Source organism: Gimesia maris, assembly GCF_008298035.1.
Classification (GTDB): Bacteria; Planctomycetota; Planctomycetia; order Planctomycetales; family Planctomycetaceae; genus Gimesia; species Gimesia maris.
Map to the genome: position 1 here is coordinate 3737124 of NZ_CP042910.1, position 17224 is coordinate 3754347.

Annotated in this window: 13 protein-coding genes; 7 read left to right on the forward strand and 6 right to left on the reverse strand. The window is 52.1% G+C overall.

Annotation, left to right across the window (positions count from 1 at the left end; all coding sequences use genetic code 11):
• Positions 1 to 957, forward strand: a complete 957-nt coding sequence (locus tag GmarT_RS13840; RefSeq protein WP_149302857.1) for a YdjY domain-containing protein — start codon at positions 1 to 3, stop codon at positions 955 to 957.
• A gap of 4 nt (positions 958 to 961) precedes the next feature.
• On the opposite strand, the gene GmarT_RS13845 is transcribed toward GmarT_RS13840, so the two are convergent.
• A complete protein-coding gene (locus tag GmarT_RS13845; RefSeq protein ID WP_197998382.1) occupies positions 962 to 1921 on the reverse strand; it encodes a sugar phosphate isomerase/epimerase family protein in 960 nt (319 codons plus the stop codon).
• Between the two features lie 643 nt (positions 1922 to 2564).
• Here GmarT_RS13845 and GmarT_RS13850 point away from each other — a divergent pair.
• Positions 2565 to 3554, forward strand: a complete 990-nt coding sequence (locus tag GmarT_RS13850; RefSeq protein ID WP_002646928.1) for a DUF1571 domain-containing protein — start codon at positions 2565 to 2567, stop codon at positions 3552 to 3554.
• A gap of 51 nt (positions 3555 to 3605) precedes the next feature.
• On the opposite strand, the gene hemQ is transcribed toward GmarT_RS13850, so the two are convergent.
• The 4 genes from hemQ to galE form a co-directional block, all read right to left on the reverse strand.
• Entirely contained in the window at positions 3606 to 4448 is an 843-nt protein-coding gene (gene hemQ / locus GmarT_RS13855) for a hydrogen peroxide-dependent heme synthase (protein WP_230682310.1), read from the reverse strand.
• Between the two features lie 171 nt (positions 4449 to 4619).
• The gene (locus GmarT_RS13860) at positions 4620 to 6722 is read right to left on the reverse strand and encodes an alpha/beta hydrolase family protein (RefSeq protein ID WP_002646926.1); all 2103 of its coding nucleotides are present in this window, start codon (positions 6720 to 6722) and stop codon (positions 4620 to 4622) included.
• Between the two features lie 156 nt (positions 6723 to 6878).
• Complete coding sequence (locus tag GmarT_RS13865) at positions 6879 to 9725, reverse strand: DEAD/DEAH box helicase (protein ID WP_002646924.1); 2847 nt, start codon at positions 9723 to 9725, stop codon at positions 6879 to 6881.
• Positions 9722 to 10759, reverse strand: a complete 1038-nt coding sequence (galE, locus tag GmarT_RS13870) for a UDP-glucose 4-epimerase GalE (protein WP_002646923.1) — start codon at positions 10757 to 10759, stop codon at positions 9722 to 9724. Before galE ends, GmarT_RS13865 begins: the two co-directional genes overlap by 4 nt.
• Positions 10760 to 10917: 158 nt before the next feature.
• Here galE and GmarT_RS13875 point away from each other — a divergent pair, with 158 nt between their 5' ends.
• The 3 genes from GmarT_RS13875 (at position 10918) to GmarT_RS13885 (ending at position 14545) form a co-directional block, all read left to right on the forward strand.
• A complete protein-coding gene (locus GmarT_RS13875) occupies positions 10918 to 12420 on the forward strand; it encodes an acyltransferase family protein (RefSeq protein ID WP_149302859.1) in 1503 nt (500 codons plus the stop codon).
• Between the two features lie 115 nt (positions 12421 to 12535).
• Positions 12536 to 12901 carry a preQ(1) synthase gene (gene queF / locus GmarT_RS13880; protein WP_002646921.1) on the forward strand — a complete coding sequence of 122 codons (366 nt, stop codon included), beginning with the start codon at positions 12536 to 12538 and terminating at the stop codon, positions 12899 to 12901.
• 276 nt (positions 12902 to 13177) lie between these two features.
• The gene (locus GmarT_RS13885; RefSeq protein WP_002646391.1) at positions 13178 to 14545 is read left to right on the forward strand and encodes an IS4 family transposase; all 1368 of its coding nucleotides are present in this window, start codon (positions 13178 to 13180) and stop codon (positions 14543 to 14545) included.
• Positions 14546 to 14705: 160 nt separating this feature from the next.
• On the opposite strand, the gene GmarT_RS13890 is transcribed toward GmarT_RS13885, so the two are convergent.
• Positions 14706 to 15569 carry a GntR family transcriptional regulator gene (locus tag GmarT_RS13890; RefSeq protein WP_230682308.1) on the reverse strand — a complete coding sequence of 288 codons (864 nt, stop codon included), beginning with the start codon at positions 15567 to 15569 and terminating at the stop codon, positions 14706 to 14708.
• Positions 15570 to 16234: 665 nt separating this feature from the next.
• On the opposite strand from GmarT_RS13890, the gene GmarT_RS13895 reads away from it, so the two are divergent.
• Positions 16235 to 16732 carry a hypothetical protein gene (locus GmarT_RS13895; protein WP_002646671.1) on the forward strand — a complete coding sequence of 166 codons (498 nt, stop codon included), beginning with the start codon at positions 16235 to 16237 and terminating at the stop codon, positions 16730 to 16732.
• Positions 16733 to 16793: 61 nt separating this feature from the next.
• Positions 16794 to 17219, forward strand: a complete 426-nt coding sequence (locus tag GmarT_RS13900; RefSeq protein WP_002646670.1) for a hypothetical protein — start codon at positions 16794 to 16796, stop codon at positions 17217 to 17219.
• The last annotated feature ends 5 nt before the right edge of the window (positions 17220 to 17224 follow it).

Sequence of the window (17224 nt, forward strand, 5' to 3'; positions counted from 1 at the left end):
ATGAAACGACAGACAATGACCCTGTTCACGTTGTTCGCATTCGTACTGCTGTGCTGTCAGGTATTGACGGCCGCCGATCCGATGAAGAAAAAAACGGGATCGACTGCGGATGCGAAATCAAAAGAGACCGACGAACTGGTTTCCCTGAACAGACAAAAAACGGTAATGCTGGATCTGCCCCACAAAAAACTGCTGTTGAAAACGCATGTCTGCCTGCAGGAGGGCGTGCTGGAAATGCTATTGTGTAAGAAACAGACCAAAGAGCATGAGTCGATTCTGTCGATTGAGTCTCCGGCAACTGCCATTCATGCCGGCCTGCTGGCAATTGGTGCCAAGGTGGGGACGCCTGTTAAATTCACGCCGAAGTTTCAGCCTCCCCAGGGGCAGAAACTGAAACTTGAACTGATCTGGAAAGACAAGGATGGGAAAGAGCAGCGCGAGTTGGCTCAGCAGTGGGTCAGAACAGCCACCAGTCGTTATTTCACCGCGATGCTGGATCGGTTACCAGAGGGGGTCACCATCGATAAAAAAAGTGAGCTGCGCTATGATGAGAAATACAAGGAGCTGATCTGGTTCGGCCAGATGTCTAAAGAAACCCGCGATCAGTTTCTGACCAAGTCCAGAGACAAGGCATTTCAGAAAGCGATCAAAAAGTTCTACGATGAGAGTCAGCCTCGGATCATGAAGGCTGACTGGATCTTTGCCGGCAGTGGTTTCGCCCTCGATGAAATGACGGGCGAAAAATATTACTACGCAGAAAGTGGCGACCTGATCTGTGTTGCGAACTTTCCGACTGCAATCATTGATGTAAATATTGCCAGCTCGGCGTCGGGCGAAGGAAACCTGTTGTTCGAAGCGAACAAGGACAAGATACCCCCGCGTGGTACGCCGGTCACGATTGAGATCACACTGGCTGAAGACGAATCGAAAGATAAATCAAAAGACGGAACAAAATAGCCGGTTACTGAATCAAAGCGACGGCTTTTTTCATCGCGGCTGCAGTCGCAGCGACTGCCTGATCGGCGGGCATTTTTCTTAATGCGGCATTGAATGGTTCGGCCCGTACAGGTCCATCATATTTGAGCTGATTCAATGTATTCAGGAATGTTGCCAGATCAATCACGCCAGTCGCCATGGGAAGTTCGCGTTGCTGATCGAGCTGTTGATCGATTTCCAGACCGGCGGGGGCATCGTTTAAATCGACCGCGACTATGTCGGCATTTGTCAAATTCAGCAGGTCGTCTCTGGTTTCATGGGCGGTGTACCAGTGCCAGCTGTCCAGAATCAGGCCGACCCCCTGGACATCAATGGCTGCGATCAATTCACGGGCTTCTGGCAGAGAGTGAATGAAGGGAAACATTTTACTGGACCAGAGTGTTTTGGGGCCGACATATTCCAGCCCGAACCGCAGACCGTGGTCTGCCAGGATCTGCGAGATTTGTTTCAAACGGCGCGTATGCTGCTTGAAGTTCTGGTTATAGGTCAGTTCAGCATGTGTCGGCATGAGCCAGGTGCCTGTCCGGGTGACCCCTGCCCTTTGTAAAGCCGCCGAGTTTTGCGGGAGTCTGGCCAGTCCCTGTTTGAAGATCTCGTCCGTTTTACGAAAATCGACAGGCATGCCGGCGGCGCTGAAGACCAGATTTTTCTCTTTCATTTCTGCTTTGAGCTCATTCCGTTGGCTGTCTGAGAGTTTACCCAGGTAGCCTGCATCCGGTACGACGGCTTCGAATCCGTATTGATGGGCATAGTCGATTGCCTGTCGTTGATCTGCTTTGACCCCGATCCGACCGCAGGACAGATCCAGCTTCATGGATCTCTGCGCCGATGCTTTTGCGGGAGCTGCCGTAAGTGATTTGAGCAAAGTGCCTGTGAACAGAGCAGCAGTAGAGGACTGAAGAAAAGCGCGCCGATTCAAATTCATGATGCAGACCATTTCGCAAAGGAGAGAAGATATCGGAATCAGGTTATGTATTACGTTTCGTCTAAATCATTGTAAATGAATGCCTTAGTAAAATAAAACCCGGACTGAATAAAACGAAGTGCATTTCGAATTCACAATTGCGATGGCAGAAAAACAGATGCGTGTGAGATTGGGGGTTATGCGGCGAGAGTATGGGTTTCATCTAATCTGAACCCATCCGGGTTTGAGAGTGTTCTGATTAAAAAACGGGCATCAGTTTTACTAATACTCGCCCGGCAAAATGACGAATTTTTAGTCATAGCCACCCCGAATGAATCAAAAAGACGGTTAGACAGTGAGGTCGAATCGGAACCTGGAGATGCACAAATCGGGAAATACGCAGCGAGCGTATTGTTCTCCGTTTTTGAAGACAGAACCGCCTACGGGTCAGGAGAGTTCTTTCTTCAGAGTGATGAGAGCACAGAATATTTATGAAATCAAAAATCTGTCAGACGCACTCAGGGATTGCCGTGTGCTGGCCACATCATATCACGACGGGCAAGCCCGGTTTACGTCTTTTCACGGATGAATGGATTCCCTTACCGGAATTCAGTTCAGACAAGACGGTGCCTTGCATTTTCTTACCGAAAAGGAATGGTACCGCATGATGCGCATGCTAAGAATCAGATCAGAACATCATTTTTCAAATGTCATGGCGTCGGCCATCATTTCTGCTGCAATTGGAATTCTATATTTCAGTTTTGACCCCGCTCCCGCTGATGCTGATCCGAATGATATGGCACTGGTCGCCGCCAAACCGGTTCCCATCCCGGTGATTGCTTATAAGCCGACGGAAATGTCAGATTCAAAACCGTCAGATAAGCCGGGTGAAGCAAAGCAGCAGGCTCAACAGGCGAACGGGATGTTGACCGGTCGCATGGCGATTTTGATGAATCAGCTGCTGCTGGAAAAAGGTTGTCGCTACCTGGAGACCATTCCCGACTATACTGCCACCTTCGCCAAACAGGAATATGTGGGGGGCGAACTGTCTGAGAACCAGGTCATCAATCTGAAATGCCGTCACAAGCCGTTCAGCGTTTACATGAAGTGGATTGTCGGCGATAAGGGACAGGAACTGCTGTACGTGGATGGCGAAAACGAAGAAAAAATGCTGGTCAAAATGGGTGGGTTAAAAGGACGACTGGTTCCCACGCTGAAACTGGATCCTCATGGTTCACTGGCAATGCAGGAATCTCGTTATCCGATTACCAAAGCGGGAATCAAAGCGCTGGCGGAAACCATTATCGAATACCGTAAAAAAGATCTGGATGAGAATCTGAATACAGAATGCGTGATGATTCCCAACCAGAAATATGACGGCAAAGACTGTTACTGTTTCATCGCTCATTTTGCCAATCGGAAAGAGTCAGAAAACTATCGTAAATCGATCATCTATATCGACCAGAACACATGTCTGCCAATTTTCGTTCGCGGTTTTGGCTGGCCCTCAGAGGATCTGGCCAATGCTTCTGCTGAAGAACTGGATGAAAAGACGCTGATCGAATCCTATTCATTCACCGATATCAATCTGAAATCAGAACTGGCTACGACCGAATTTGATCACACCAACAGCAATTACCGCTTCCGCCGTTAAGAGCTGAATCAGGAATTTGATGGAAGGCCTGCATCGCCTGTCTGAGATTTATCAGAGTTTCAGATGGGCGATTGCTTCTTCCGGGGGTACGATATAGCTCAGGTAGAACGGGCCAAATTCGGCGTACTTTGCAGATGCTTTATCAAACCGCATGGTGTAGACGATTTCTTTGATGGGCTCGGGGGCACGACCCCAGAGAGTCACTCCCCACTCCCAGTCATCAAACCCGGTTGAAGCCGTAATGACCTGTACGACGCGACCGGCGAACTTCATTCCGCTCATCCCGTGTTCGGCCATCATGCTGTAGCGATTGCTGAACTGTTCCATATACCAGTTGGCACCGGGAACACGTGACTTGTTCATCGGGTAAAAGGTGCAGACCGGAAAATCGGGGAACTCGGGATAGATCCGCTGCTGGTTCATCGCGGGCAGGCGGCTTTTATAAGCTTTGATTTTCGCCTGGAATGCGGGGCCTTCCGGATCGGTCCCTTCCCGCTTAAGCTTGGCTGCAAACTGTTCGAGCGTGGGAACGTATTCTGAAATTTCAGTAATCGAAACGAACGAATACGTGGGGATCAACGCCGGTCCCAGTCCACAGCTGCGAATGGCCTGCTTGATACCGTCGATTTTGATCGGGTCCGGATCCATCACCAGCACCTGCAGATCGGCTTTATGGCCGGAAACGATTGAGGTCTGCATGCGAATGGGGGCATCTTCTGCTTCCGCATCCAGAATAGCTGCCAACTGTCTGCGCCCCTCCGCCCGGGTAGCCTGGTCAATTTGATTCAACGCCCCCTGGTCGACACGATAGTACAGGTGCAGGCAATGCCAGCCTTCTGTCATATTGGTTGTGGGGTCAGGAAGCTCTGCTGCTGTATGAGGAGGACGGTTCACGTCGAAGTACCTTGTCTATGAGAAAAAAGAGCGTCTATGCGATAATCGGGCAGAATCATCGGCGGTTGATGATCTGTGCTGCCGGTGACTCTATTCCGATTATAACGGCGCAGCGGAAATGAGCAAACAGAGCGAAGACTCCGGTTTGAAACTCGCTGCGATTTCTCTGCGTCATTTCTGAATCTGGAGTCGACTTTGATCCCAGCCCAGCTTATTGCTGACCTCAGCGGGATATTTCCAGTCCTCTGGTTTTGCTTTGGTTACGACCACAGGACTGCGCGTTGCCGCCATGGCGAGCGTCTGAGGCAGATCCAGGTAGCGCAGCACATTCAGTAACGCTGGTCCCTGCTGATGTGAAACAGGCAGACCTTCCAGTTCCAGCGCTGCAATCCCGGTTTCGAAGAGTGAGGCATACAGGCACAAAACTGCTGCGTCACCGCTGGCTTGCAAAGTCAATTGCGCACCAGAAGAGTCGGTGAGTGATTTCAATGTCTGAATGGCACGACGAATATCCCAGACCTGCATACCTTCCAGGGATTGTCCCAGCAGATAGAAACGCCGACGGATCTGAACCTGTTTCTTCTTATTCTGATTCCATTCGCTCAAGCCGATGCCCCGTGGGGCAAAGTAGGCGATGGGTGCTCCGTTTTCCAGAATCTGTTTGCGAAATTCCTGGAACCGTTTTTTACTTTCAGGGGCAGACGCATTTTCAGCCTGGATCCCTGGAAAAAAGGGAACGATGTATTTGAAATCACGTTCCCAGTCCGTCTGATTGAGCACGACCAGATTGATATTGTCGATTTTTGTGGCATCGCTGTCTGCCGGCAAAACGACGAACAGGTCGAGCGGTACATGATTCTGGCTGTCGAAGGAGATCGTCTGCAGAACAAGGCCGTCTTTCGTGATTGATCTTATTTCAGGTTTGCTGGCGTTCACTTTTTCAGGCCAGGCACGGAAAGATTTCTGCAGCAACTGCTGTTTCCAGCGTTCGGTCTGCTGTTCCCATTCCTGCGTGTCAGCCGGAACCGGTGCGGGGTCTGCCAGCTTGACAAAGGATTCCTGGATTTTCGCGTTCTTCTGGTCTGCGGGGAGAGTCTGGAAGACTTTCAGTTCTTCGGGTGTATGGAACTTCGTGGCCGCCATTTCGATCAGGCTGTCATCCCCTTTGAGGAAATGATTGAACCAGCGGAAGGCGTGAATGCGTAGTTCCTGCGTATCCTTATGCGGTCCTTCGGTGATCTGCAGGCCCAGGTTCTGGGGTACGCCGTACAAGTCATAGATCTGCATCGTACTGCGGTAGACCTCGACCACGCCGTCGAGTGGAAAAATGCTGTCCTTGTCGGTATTTGAGATCAACAATGGTCGCGGTGCGACGAGGGCAGCGACCTGGGCGTAATCCCATTGATACGTATTGACCATAAACATACAGTCGCAGTGCCCTTCAATCACGCCGTCGATCACATGATTTTTCAACGTCGTGATCCCGGCGACCGGGACGGCAGCTTTGATGCGTTCATCCAGTGCCGCAATCCACCAACTGTAGGCGCCGCCGCCGGAACGACCGGTGACACCCAGTTTTTCGCCATCCACTTCAGGACGTGACTGCAGGTAGTCGAGTGCGCGAATGCAGTTCCAGGCTTCGACGCCGGCAGGAGTGTAACCGCGCGAGAGCCATTCCCACATCCCTTCCCGAAAGGTCCCATGATGCAGGCCTGCGATTTCTCCTAACTGAAGTGTATCGATTGTCAAACAGACATAGCCATTGCGGGCAAACCATTCGCCGTGATGCTGGTAGTGCACCTTGTTACCGTAAATGATCCCGTTTTTCTTAACGCCGCCATGACCGCAGACATACAGAATCGCAGGAATCTTGCCTTCCTGTTTCGCGGGACGATACAGGTTGCCGGTGACATACAGGCCAGGCCGGGATTGAAACGTGATGTTTTCGACGATAAAGCCATCGCTTTCGATCGTACCTGTGATTTCCGGTTTCAGCTCGGTTTTCGCAGGCTGTGGCGACAATCCCAGCATTTCAAACAGCTGTTTGCGGTAAGTGACGCGTTTCTTTTTCCAGTCTTCAAGATCTGTAATGTTTTTGAGACTGTTGTTGGCCAGTTGCATTGTCTGATCATAAAAATAATCACTCAGGTTCTGATCTGCGGTGCTGGAGCCAATGACTTTGCGAGGGTCGGCTGCCTGAGAAGCACTATGGGAAACCAGGAGAGCCAGTAAGGTCAACCAGAGAAACGGAGAACGGAGTGGTTTCAGAGCCATGATCATTCCTGTTGTCAGCTGAGGTGGGAAACGGGAGAGTGCGCAATTCGTTAACAAGGGTAATTATTGTAGCAGTGTTGGTGCAACCTGTCAGTAGAGTGGTGAGAAAACCTGATGATCGTAGCCCGAATTCTGGCCAGATGATTCGGTGGTTGTTTAGAGAAAGATCTCTTTCTCATGGATTTTGCTGTGGGGAACGAAGCCGGCCCGTTGCGCTTCTTCGACCAGTTCTGCCCCTGCGCCGCGATAGGCAAATAGCGCCTCGCCCGGACTGACATGCTGGTTCCAGCGTGACTGGAAGATGGCGACCAGACGTTTGTTGCGTGCCAGTGCCGCCGGTACTGCGTGGACCATCGCCAGTTCCTGTTCCGTCTTGCGAAAAAAACGTCCCAGCAGATCAGGCAGTAATCGCGAGATCCAGGTGTCTTCGATCTGATTCACGTGCCGGGGAATGACATAGCGGGCTCCCTGAACCGGACCGAACACCTGATTGACGGCGTCAAGAAACAGTTCGCAGTCTGCTTCGGAAGCACGGTCCAGAAAGACGCGAATATAGTTACCGGAGCGGGCACCGATCTGCAGTGAGGATTCGTGCGAAAGCTGTCCCGCTTCCTGTAACGATTCCAGTACAGCGCGGCTGACCGCTTTCGTTAACGATTCCGCCGACCAGGGGGAACGCAGCCCCTGAAACGGCATAAAGCCCCAACCGGACCCTTTGCGGCTCGAACTGTTGATCTCAATCGATTTCAACGGGATGCCCTGATAGGGTTCGCCGATCTTCCAGAGCTTGCGGGATTCCGCACGTTTGGTGGAACGGGTCAGCATATCGCTGTTGAGCAACTGGACCGATTCTTCCAGACCTTCCGGTTTGAGTTCGGTAAACGCGGCGTGCACGTGGCCGACCCCTTTTTCAATCAGGCCGTCATCGGTGACGCCAAACAGACGACAATGTTTTTTATTGAAACGTTCGTAGTCGTCCAGCCCTTTCGTAAATTCGGGAGCAATGCAGACCACGTCCCAGTTATTGGCAACTTTTTCGGGCTGATCCGGGTCGAGACGGAATGAACGCCCCCGCAGCTGATTGACGGTCATCGAAGTGGTGACGGTCGTCAGATCGATGAGTACGTTGATCTTATTCGCGTCCCAGCCTTCGCCCAGCAGACCCCGTGTGCCTACCAGACAGCGGGTGACACCTGCCTGGAACAGATCGGTAATCATCTCTACATACACGCGCGGCGACCATTGCGAACCACTGCCGTTGAGCAGGTCAAAGCCGTCAAACGGTTCGCGACTGAGCGTGACATCAATGTCGCGTGCACGCAGCCACTCTTCCGCCCTGCTCTGCAACTGATCGGCAATGTCGTCGTCAACCAGTACACTGGAGCCGGTCAGCAGCACCGGGTTCAGCCAGTCGGTCGGCGGATTGTTGACCAGTTGTTTGAAGGCGGCAATCGCACCGCCCGCTTCCTCATCGAGCAGATGTTCCACCTCGGCGGATGTGGCCGACGTTTTTTCGAAATCAGCGATTACCACCGCACGGATATTCTCACGCAGGTTCTCAATCTCCTGGCTGAGAATCGGCACCAGCGCTTTGATTTTATTTCGCGAGTAGGCAATCACTCGACCGACGGGGGACGCACACGCCTGACAGCCCGTTTCGGTGATCTGCAGGCCCAGCAGGCGAAGCTGGTCGACAGCCTGTTGCGCTAATTCCTGATCTGCTTGAGACGGAGACCGCCTGAGGCGATGCCGAATGTAACGATCGAGCACGGGAGCCCAGTAGTTCAAGCGGGGAATGTCTTCCTCCATCAGATCGACAGAAAGCGGAGGCACGTGCGGTGGAAGTGGGATGCCGCGGTGTTGCAGAAACAGACGCGAGGCATCTGCCAGGGAGGGATCACGTCGTTCAAACGTCGTCCAGTCTTCCACCACCTGGCCTGAAGGAAGCTCCAGTTCTGTCAGCAGCTGCAGCAACCAGTCCTGCAGCGGTTCAGCGCGTTCGACAGACGGCGGTTCCTCTGTTTCTGAATCAGGTAAACTTTCCGGTTCTGATACCGTTTCGCTGACGCGGGCAGTACACAGGGTTTCCATGATCAGTTGCAGTTGGTCGTCTGTATTGGCGACGTACGATAATTCTTCCGGAGACGGCCGCACGAAATACGCCAGATCCTGATAGGGAGCCAGGTAACCGTCTTTGACGACCGCCGGGATCGGAACTTCGTAATCGATGGGTCCGAAGAAGTCGTTGTAGCGGTCGATGTCGTCCGGGCGTTTCCCTTTTTCATCGGGAGGGGTCGCCGTCAGTCCGATGATCACGGGCTGATCCAGGTAGTCGTGTGCGTCGGCCAGCACCCGCCCCCAGTGTCCCATCAGGTGATGGCATTCATCGAGAATGATCAAACCGACGCCCTGTTGTTTGAAGGTTTCCAGCGTCTGCTGCGAGGAATCATGCAGCATCTCCAGCGCGTTCCCCTTGAGAATGGCATCGTCGCGGACAGCTTTACGATAGACGCGCATCCGCTTTTCATAGTAATCGGGGTTATGCACTTTGAGGTCGTTGATCCAGATTTCTGCTTCCGCCGGATCCTGTGCCTGCTCCTTATAGATGAGTACATCAATCCAGAAGTCCAGCGCGTCGGCTTCCAGGTCGGCATCTCCCCGTCGCGGCAGTGTGACGGACTGGTATGTGAGCGAGGTCAGCAACGCACTGCCGCCGGTTTCCGTTGAGACCAGTTGTTTCGGAGTAAGCGTGGATTGAAACAGATCGGTGCGGGCCGCCCACTGGGACTGAATCGCAGAATTGGGTGAGAGTACCAGCGCCGGCTTGCGGATGTGATGCGCCCAGAGAAACAGGCCTAACACCGTTTTTCCGGAACCGGGAGGCGCGACGACATGCAGGCGTTTCTGACCCGCTGCCAGTTGCTGCTCGACGACGGCAATCGCCTCGGCCTGGGAGGGGCGGAGTTGTCCCTGAAACCGGATTTCAGGAAAACCGTCGTTCACGTCTGCTCTCCGGAATCGCCGGGAGAAGTGGTCGGGCCCTGACCCTGACTCTGATAACCGTCGGGATGTTTCTGAAACCAGTTCCACGCCGATTCAATAATCTCGGTCAGCGAAGTATGCCGCGGCGACCAGCCCAGCTCCCGGGTGATTTTTTCATGCGAAGCGGAGAGCATCGGGGGATCTCCGGGACGACGTGCCTGGTATTCAACCGGAATTTCACGACCGGTCACCTGCTCTGTCGTTTTCACAACATCGAGTACGGAAAACCCGCTGCCCAGACCGACGTTATAAAACCGGTTTGCCTGGGGCGTGAGCGCGTTCAACGCCAGCAGATGCGCCCGGCAGATGTCTTCGACGTGAATATAGTCGCGGATGCAGGTTCCGTCCGCGGTGGGGTAGTCATTCCCCAGGATGGTCACATGCGACTGCTTTCCGAGCACCGTATTCAGGCAGTTGGGAATCAAATGTGTTTCGGGACTGTGGTCTTCGCCCAGTGAACCGTTCATGGCGCAACCGGCGACGTTGAAATATCGCAGTCCGATAAACCCGAAGTTGGGATAACTGCTGGCACAGTCCGTCAGAATCTGTTCGATAAAGAGTTTTGACCAGCCATAAGGATTGATGGGAGTCTGTGCGCTTTCCTCTGTGACGGGAATCTGTTCCGGAATCCCATAAGTGGCGCAGGTGGAACTGAACACAATCTGGCTGACGCGCGACTGTCGCATCGCCTGCAGCAGAGACAGCGTACCCGCCGTATTATTCGCGTAATAAGGCAGCGGATTTTCAACCGATTCGCCGACATACGCGAGTGCCGCAAAGTGGATGACTTTTTCGATCCGCTGCGACTTCATGACATCGATCAGTTCATCGGTCTCGCCCAGATCAAGCTGAAAAAACGAGGCCTGGGAAGGAACCGCTTCCCGGTGTCCGCGGGACAGGTTGTCGATGACACATACTTTCTGCCCGGCGGCGAGCAGTTGCTGAACACAATGTGAGCCGATATAGCCTGCGCCACCGGTAACAAGGATCGTCATGAGGTCTTCTTAAAGTGAAAGTCAGTCGAGGTTGATTGAAAGATGATTTACGTTGAAATCCAAAAACGGTACGATATCAGTAGCCATCGGTCTCTGAATCGATCATGCTGAGTGATTCCTGCCATACATTAGCTGTTTTTCAGTCATCGGTAAATCAGATGTCGCAAAATAATCTCAATTCCGACTCGCAAAACTCCGAAACCATCCCGCTGCAGCAGACGCCGGGCGTAGAAGTCTCTGCCGAGGTTGAACCGGCCAAGGCGGTGACGGAGAAAGATGTGAGTCTGAAAGAAAAGAAAAAGCCGGAAACGAACCAGCGGCTGGTCTCACTGGACGCCTATCGTGGTTTTGTGATGCTGGCGATGGCGTCAGGCGGGCTGGCGATAGCCAGTGTCGTGCGGAATTCTCCTGAAGTGCTGGACCAGTATAACGGGACCCAGTGGGAAAGCTCGTGGAAAACGCTCTGGCAGACGCTCTCTTATCAGTTGAGTCATGTCGAATGGACGGGGGCCGGCTTCTGGGACCTGATTCAACCTTCATTCATGTTCATGGTGGGCGTCTCGATGCCCTTCTCTGTCCGCAAACGCAGGCAGAAGGGAGATTCCACGTTCAAGATCTGGATGCATGCGATCTTTCGTGCCATCCTGCTGGTGGCGCTGGGGGTCTTTTTGTCATCACAATTCAGTCCGGAAAGGGGCTTCACGTATGAAGATGTTCCACAGACGAATTTCACGTTCGCGAATGTCCTGTGTCAGATCGGCCTGGGCTACCTGGTGGTCTTCTTTTATGTGAACCGGTCGTTTGCGACGCAGATGATTGGTGTGGTCACGATTCTGGGGGGCTACTGGTTCTTTTTCTATCAGTATATGCCTCCCGAAGATGAGCTGGCAGCCGTCAAAACCTACCTGAAGGAAGTTCAGCATAAGGACGAAGCGGAATGGTCGCAGTTCTCCGGGATCGGCAGTGCCTGGAACAAACATACCAACGCAGCGGCCGCCGTTGACCGTCAACTGCTGAATATGTTTCCGCGGTACGATAACCCCAAAGACGACCCCGACCAGGGAGACACGTTCTGGGTGAATAAGGGGGGCTACCAGACATTGAATTTCATCCCGTCGATTGCCACGATGCTGTTCGGTCTGATGGCGGGACAGCTGCTGATTTCCAACCGGCTTGAGAAAATGAAGGTCAAGTGGCTGCTGCAGGCGGGGCTGATCTGCTTTGGCGTCTCGATGCTGTTGGATACGTCGATCTGGCCCGTGAACATCAACAACTGGGAATGGCATCTGGTGCCGATTGTGAAACGCATCTGGTCGCCTGGCTGGGCGATCTTCAGCGCCGGCTGGGCCTTCTGGTTCCTGGCGGTTTTCTACTGGATCATCGATGTTAAAGGTTACAAAAAATGGGCCTTCCCGTTTGTGGTCGTCGGCATGAACTCGATTGCGATGTACTGCATGGCCCAGTTGCTGCGGACCTGGATCCAGGTCTCGCTCATGATTCATTTGAAAGCCCTCGATAAAGCGACCGGCTGGTCGGTCGGCGGTTCGCTGTTCAGCGCTGACTGTCCGTATGCTCCCATTGCGGTCTCGGCGACCGTGCTGTTCGTGTTTTGGCTGATCTGTCTCTGGATGTATCTGCAGCGGATCTTTATCAAGATTTGAGCGGATTTACCTGAAAACAGGCTGGCTTTGCTTGCACGGGCTGCGGAATGCCTATAGAACACGTTCAACTTTCAATGGATTCATTCGGAACAGAAGAGAACAGAAACAGACGATCATGAGCGAAAACGAAGCCTCCCGCGAACTGCTGGAAACATTTGAAAACCCCCACCCCCACCGCGACTATGTCATGGAAACCGTGTGTCCGGAATTCACATCGGTCTGCCCGAAAACCGGCCAGCCCGATTATGGCACGCTGATCATTACTTACATCCCGGATAAGGTCTGCTTCGAGCTCAAATCACTGAAAATGTATCTGCAGAGCTACCGCAACGTCGGTGCGTTTTATGAAGATGTGACCAACCGCATTCTGGACGATCTGGTTGCGATCACCGATCCCCGCTGGATGGAACTGCGGGCCGAGTTCACTCCCCGCGGCGGCATCAGCAGCACGGTCACGGTTTCGCATCACAAAGAAGATTAGTGTTTAATCAAGCAGAAATATGAGGGTTGGGGGGTAGTGTTTACGTGCTCTGTTGTCGCACTCTCGTTATATCTACCAAGCCTAAACTTAAAAATGACGCTCTACACGATACTGTTTCTTAATTCGAATTTGTCTTTGCATATGTGAAAGAACCGGGGCTAACGCCTAATGGCACTTACTTTAAATTAAGCTGGTTACCCCAGCCGTTTGGCATGGGATTTGCGCAGGATTCTATTCTTGAAAATAGACTGCCAATTTGCCAGGAGTAATCACGCTGTGAAACAATCACCGGAACAGATTCTTGAATTCGATCGTGCCTTCGAACAACTTAAAGATTTGGTGGACTTACGCCAAGCCGATCAGCTGCATCCCAGGCGGCCCAATGCAATCTATACCGCCTGCGTTGTGCTGTGGATGCTGATTTTTCAACGCCTCAAACCAGATGCCTCACTCGAAGCGGCGGTGAAGCATCTGATTGAAAATCAACCTGACTACCTTCCTGAAAACAAACGATTAAGCCAGGGTACACTCTCGTCCAACAGTGCAGCATACAGCCGGGCTCGCAGCGAACTGCCGTTGGATGTTGTGAAATGGTTTTCCAATGAAATCACTCGTGCCATCGTCGGGCAATCTGAAACCCTGCTGGACGGTCGTCAAATATTTTTACTCGATGGAACCACGATCACATTAGCACCGGAAAAAGAATTACAAACGAAATTTCCGCCCGCCTCAAATCAGCACGGTGAAAGTGTCTGGCCTGTTGTCAATCTGACCGTTTTTCACGAACTCAGTAGTGGATGTGCCTTGCTGCCACAGCTGGGGGCCATGTATGGACCTGAAGCGGTTTCCGAAACGGAACTTGCCCGAAATGGCATGCACTGCCTGCCAGACGAATCGATCATCATGGCTGATGCAGGATTTGGGATCTTTGGCGTTGCTTACCAGGCACAACTCCTGGGGCATGATTTTTTTCTACGCATGAAGAAGTTAAACTTTGAGTCACTTCGAGCCAAAGCAAAACTCGTATCGCAAAGCCCAAAACATAAGACCTACCAACACCAGTGGACTCCGACCCCCAAAAACCGTAAAACACAACCCGGGCTCCCCAGGGACGCTTCGCTGGCTGTTGTTTTGCACGAAATCATCGTCAATGAAACCTTGACGCTGTATTGCGTTACCAGCCTGCCGCAAGACGCTGCCACCCTGGGCAACCTCTACAATCAAAGGGTCAATGTCGAAGTTGATATTCGTAACTTGAAGGTCGTATTGGACACCGAGAACATTCGCGCCAAGAAGGTAGACACGTTTTTGAAAGAGCTGTATACGTCAGTGGTCGCCTACAATTTAGTTGGTCAATTCCGCAGACAGGCGGCTGAACTGAATCAGGTTGCTCCGCGGCGGATGAGCTTTAAGCGAACCTGGACAACATTCCAAACGTTCCTGTTGAAGCACCTGCACACTGAGCCAGAATCATGGCGTGAATCCTTCGAGCGAGCACTGTTCTACGCGACCAAAGATAAACTACCCAATCGCGCTGCCAACCGAAGCGTAAAAAGAGAATGCTACGCCAAACGTTCAAAGAGAGACCATTTCGAAAAAAGAAAAAAGCCCCCAGAGAAATTGAAACACACTGATCTAAAGTAAGTGCCATTAGGCTAACGCCCTGCGGCTAATGACCAAAAAAGATCAGCCGCAGGGCGTTAGCCCCGGTTAATACAAATGTCGATAAACGGTTGCTTTCTTGAGAACCTCAATCGAAGCGATCAAATAAACGCTATCTGGTCACCACGTGATGTTAACGAACTCAGCGTTTCAGCTGCGATAATACGGGATGATTGCTGCGGAGGTGGAACTCCAGTTCTTTGCGAGCGGTCTTCCAGTCTTCCTCAAGTAACGCGGCGAGTATCCGCTGATGCTGCTGGATTTCCTGAATTGCGGCGGCGCGGTCGTTCGATTCCCAGAGGAACAGCAGGTCGAAATAGCGGCCGTGCCGATCGAAGAAGCTGATGATGTAATAGTTGTCCGACTGTTTGATCAGATATTCGTGCAGACTGTTGTCGATCTGCAGCGGTTCGTCATCGGTGGCGGGAACCTGGTTGCCGGCGAGAATCTTCTGCAGGACCTGTCTGTCGAGTCTCCCTTTTGCGAGATCCAGGGCCTTGAGTTCCAGCACCACGCGGACTTCGATAAAGGCGTCGAGATCGTGCTGATTAAACGACCGCAGTTTCCAGCCGCGGCGGGGCACATGTTCGAGCATGCCGTCGCCCGCCAGTCGATTGAAAATATTCCGCAGACTGGTGCGGCTGATGCCATACTTTTTCGCAGACGCCATCTCCCGCAGAAACAGCGATTCCCCTTTGAGGCTCATCGTCAGCAGGTCATCGGTGATCCGTTTGAAATGATCTTCGGGAGGGGCTGGCTGCGGTGACAACGCCGCAGTGCGGGCATCGCCGATTCGATCCTGATTGACACAAAGCCGCCGGTTCTTTTCGCGATAGAGATAGCCTTCTTCGATCAGCTCATTGATGGCGTGATAGATGGGAGTGACGCTCACCTTGTAATGATCCGAAAGCGCAGCGAGCGTCAGCGATTCCGGCGGCAGCTCATCCCGCGACAGCCGCGCAATCAGATCGGCTTTGATATAACTGGTGAGTGTCAAAATCTGCATTATCGCCCTCGGTCGAATAACTGTCGAGGCGATTGTATGTGATATTGGCGACAATGTAAATGGTGGGGTGATATCTTCGTGATTGATGCAAATGTTGATCTGATGTGCACATAGTGTTAGGATGCAAATTAGAATGATTTCGAATTATCACGCTGGCAATTAAAATCAACTCGTACCGTGGATGAGATTTATGAAACGTGCATATCTTGAGTGGAGCAGTCTCTTTTGTATTCTAATCTCAGCCGTCTGTTTGATTCTATGGTCGGTTTCGGTACTTTCAGTTTCAGACTTATCAGGGCTCTCATTTGGTAAAAGACGCGCTTTCGTTCAGACGTTTACACAGGCGGGCGATGTTACACTGTGCGATCACGTGGCGAACCTGGAATTAATCGAATCAGTGAAAGCAGCCAGGTTATTAGAGCCTGTTCCGAGTGGAGTTTATGGTTTGAATATTCCTGGATTTCATTTCGATCTGGTTCGGTTTGATAATGCATCTTCAGTCTGGTCAATCCGCTTTTCCTTACTTGTTCCCTGTGTGCTACTGAGTTTAATTGGCGTATTTTGTTTTCACCGGTATCGTAAGGTGAGAATCGAGAAGACTAAAATTGCAGTGTCACTTGTCTGAAGTTAACAGAGACAAAGACAGGAACTCGGAGTATCTGGAAATGCAGAAAGCGACACTAGCTGAGACAGTACTGGCCAAAACTGTGCAGGCGGTCGTTGGCTTTGTCGGCTCTTATATTATTCTGATCTATGTATTCATGTTTCTTGGTTTGATGCTGCCGGAAACAGATCTGACCTGGCCCGAACAGAAAATGCAGTCATTTATGTTCTGTCTGACCTTTGCGCTGGCCTGCGGTTTTGGATTGTTCACCGTTTGCTATGGGACGATCAAAGTCTCGCGTTTCTGGCTCTGGTTTCTGATTGTGTTCAGCCTGACCTCCCTGCTCCAGCTTATGCCGGGAGATGGGGGCTTGCGTGTCGAATTGAATTTGGGTTGGCCACGGTGGACGATCGTCTCTCTGTATGTCCAGGCGAAATTATCAATGGTAAAACTGGTGGTGCTGCTGATTCATGTATGCCTGTCGCTGGGACTTGCCTGGTGTTTTCATTCGGGTTGGCCGCGACTGTTTCATCAGTCGACGCCGCATACCAGTTCGTAAGGGTAATTGTGCTCATACTTAATAAATCAACTTCCCTCTGCGGAAGTCAGGGGGAGTTGCTGTGACGCGGGTTTTTGTGAAACTGGCTGTGTTGGTTGTTGTGGTTGCGCTGTTCGGATTCAATCGCAGTCACAAGGTTGAGAAGCAGGCGAAGCCGTTTGCGGTGATGGAGAATGCGGGGGCCGTCCACAGCCTGTATCGGGAACTGCCTCTGATGGAAATTGCCCAGGCGCTGCCGTCCAACACGGTGGATGCGATCGACGTGGATACCCGGTATCCCAAACATGTGATCGGCATTGTCGAAGTAACTTATCCAAACGGGAAGCCACACCGGTTTCAGACCACGTTCAAAAACAGCGCGGGAAAAAGCATCGTGAAACAGTGGCAACCCGCCGAAGGAAATCCGGGACCGACCGCGACCGGGCTGTTCATGCTGCCTGAAACTATCGTGTCGGGGACGACCAAGGTAAGCGAATCTTCACAGTAGTCAGT

Coding starts and splice junctions, on each gene's coding strand:
- galE (WP_002646923.1), bottom strand. CDS start 10,759: ATGACGATCCTTGTTACCGGTGGCGCAGGCTATATCGGCTCACATTGT.
- GmarT_RS13845 (WP_197998382.1), bottom strand. CDS start 1,921: ATGAATTTGAATCGGCGCGCTTTTCTTCAGTCCTCTACTGCTGCTCTG.
- GmarT_RS13860 (WP_002646926.1), bottom strand. CDS start 6,722: ATGGCTCTGAAACCACTCCGTTCTCCGTTTCTCTGGTTGACCTTACTG.
- GmarT_RS13875 (WP_149302859.1), top strand. CDS start 10,918: ATGTCGCAAAATAATCTCAATTCCGACTCGCAAAACTCCGAAACCATC.
- GmarT_RS13890 (WP_230682308.1), bottom strand. CDS start 15,569: ATGCAGATTTTGACACTCACCAGTTATATCAAAGCCGATCTGATTGCG.
- GmarT_RS13840 (WP_149302857.1), top strand. CDS start 1: ATGAAACGACAGACAATGACCCTGTTCACGTTGTTCGCATTCGTACTG.
- queF (WP_002646921.1), top strand. CDS start 12,536: ATGAGCGAAAACGAAGCCTCCCGCGAACTGCTGGAAACATTTGAAAAC.
- GmarT_RS13850 (WP_002646928.1), top strand. CDS start 2,565: ATGATGCGCATGCTAAGAATCAGATCAGAACATCATTTTTCAAATGTC.
- GmarT_RS13895 (WP_002646671.1), top strand. CDS start 16,235: ATGCAGAAAGCGACACTAGCTGAGACAGTACTGGCCAAAACTGTGCAG.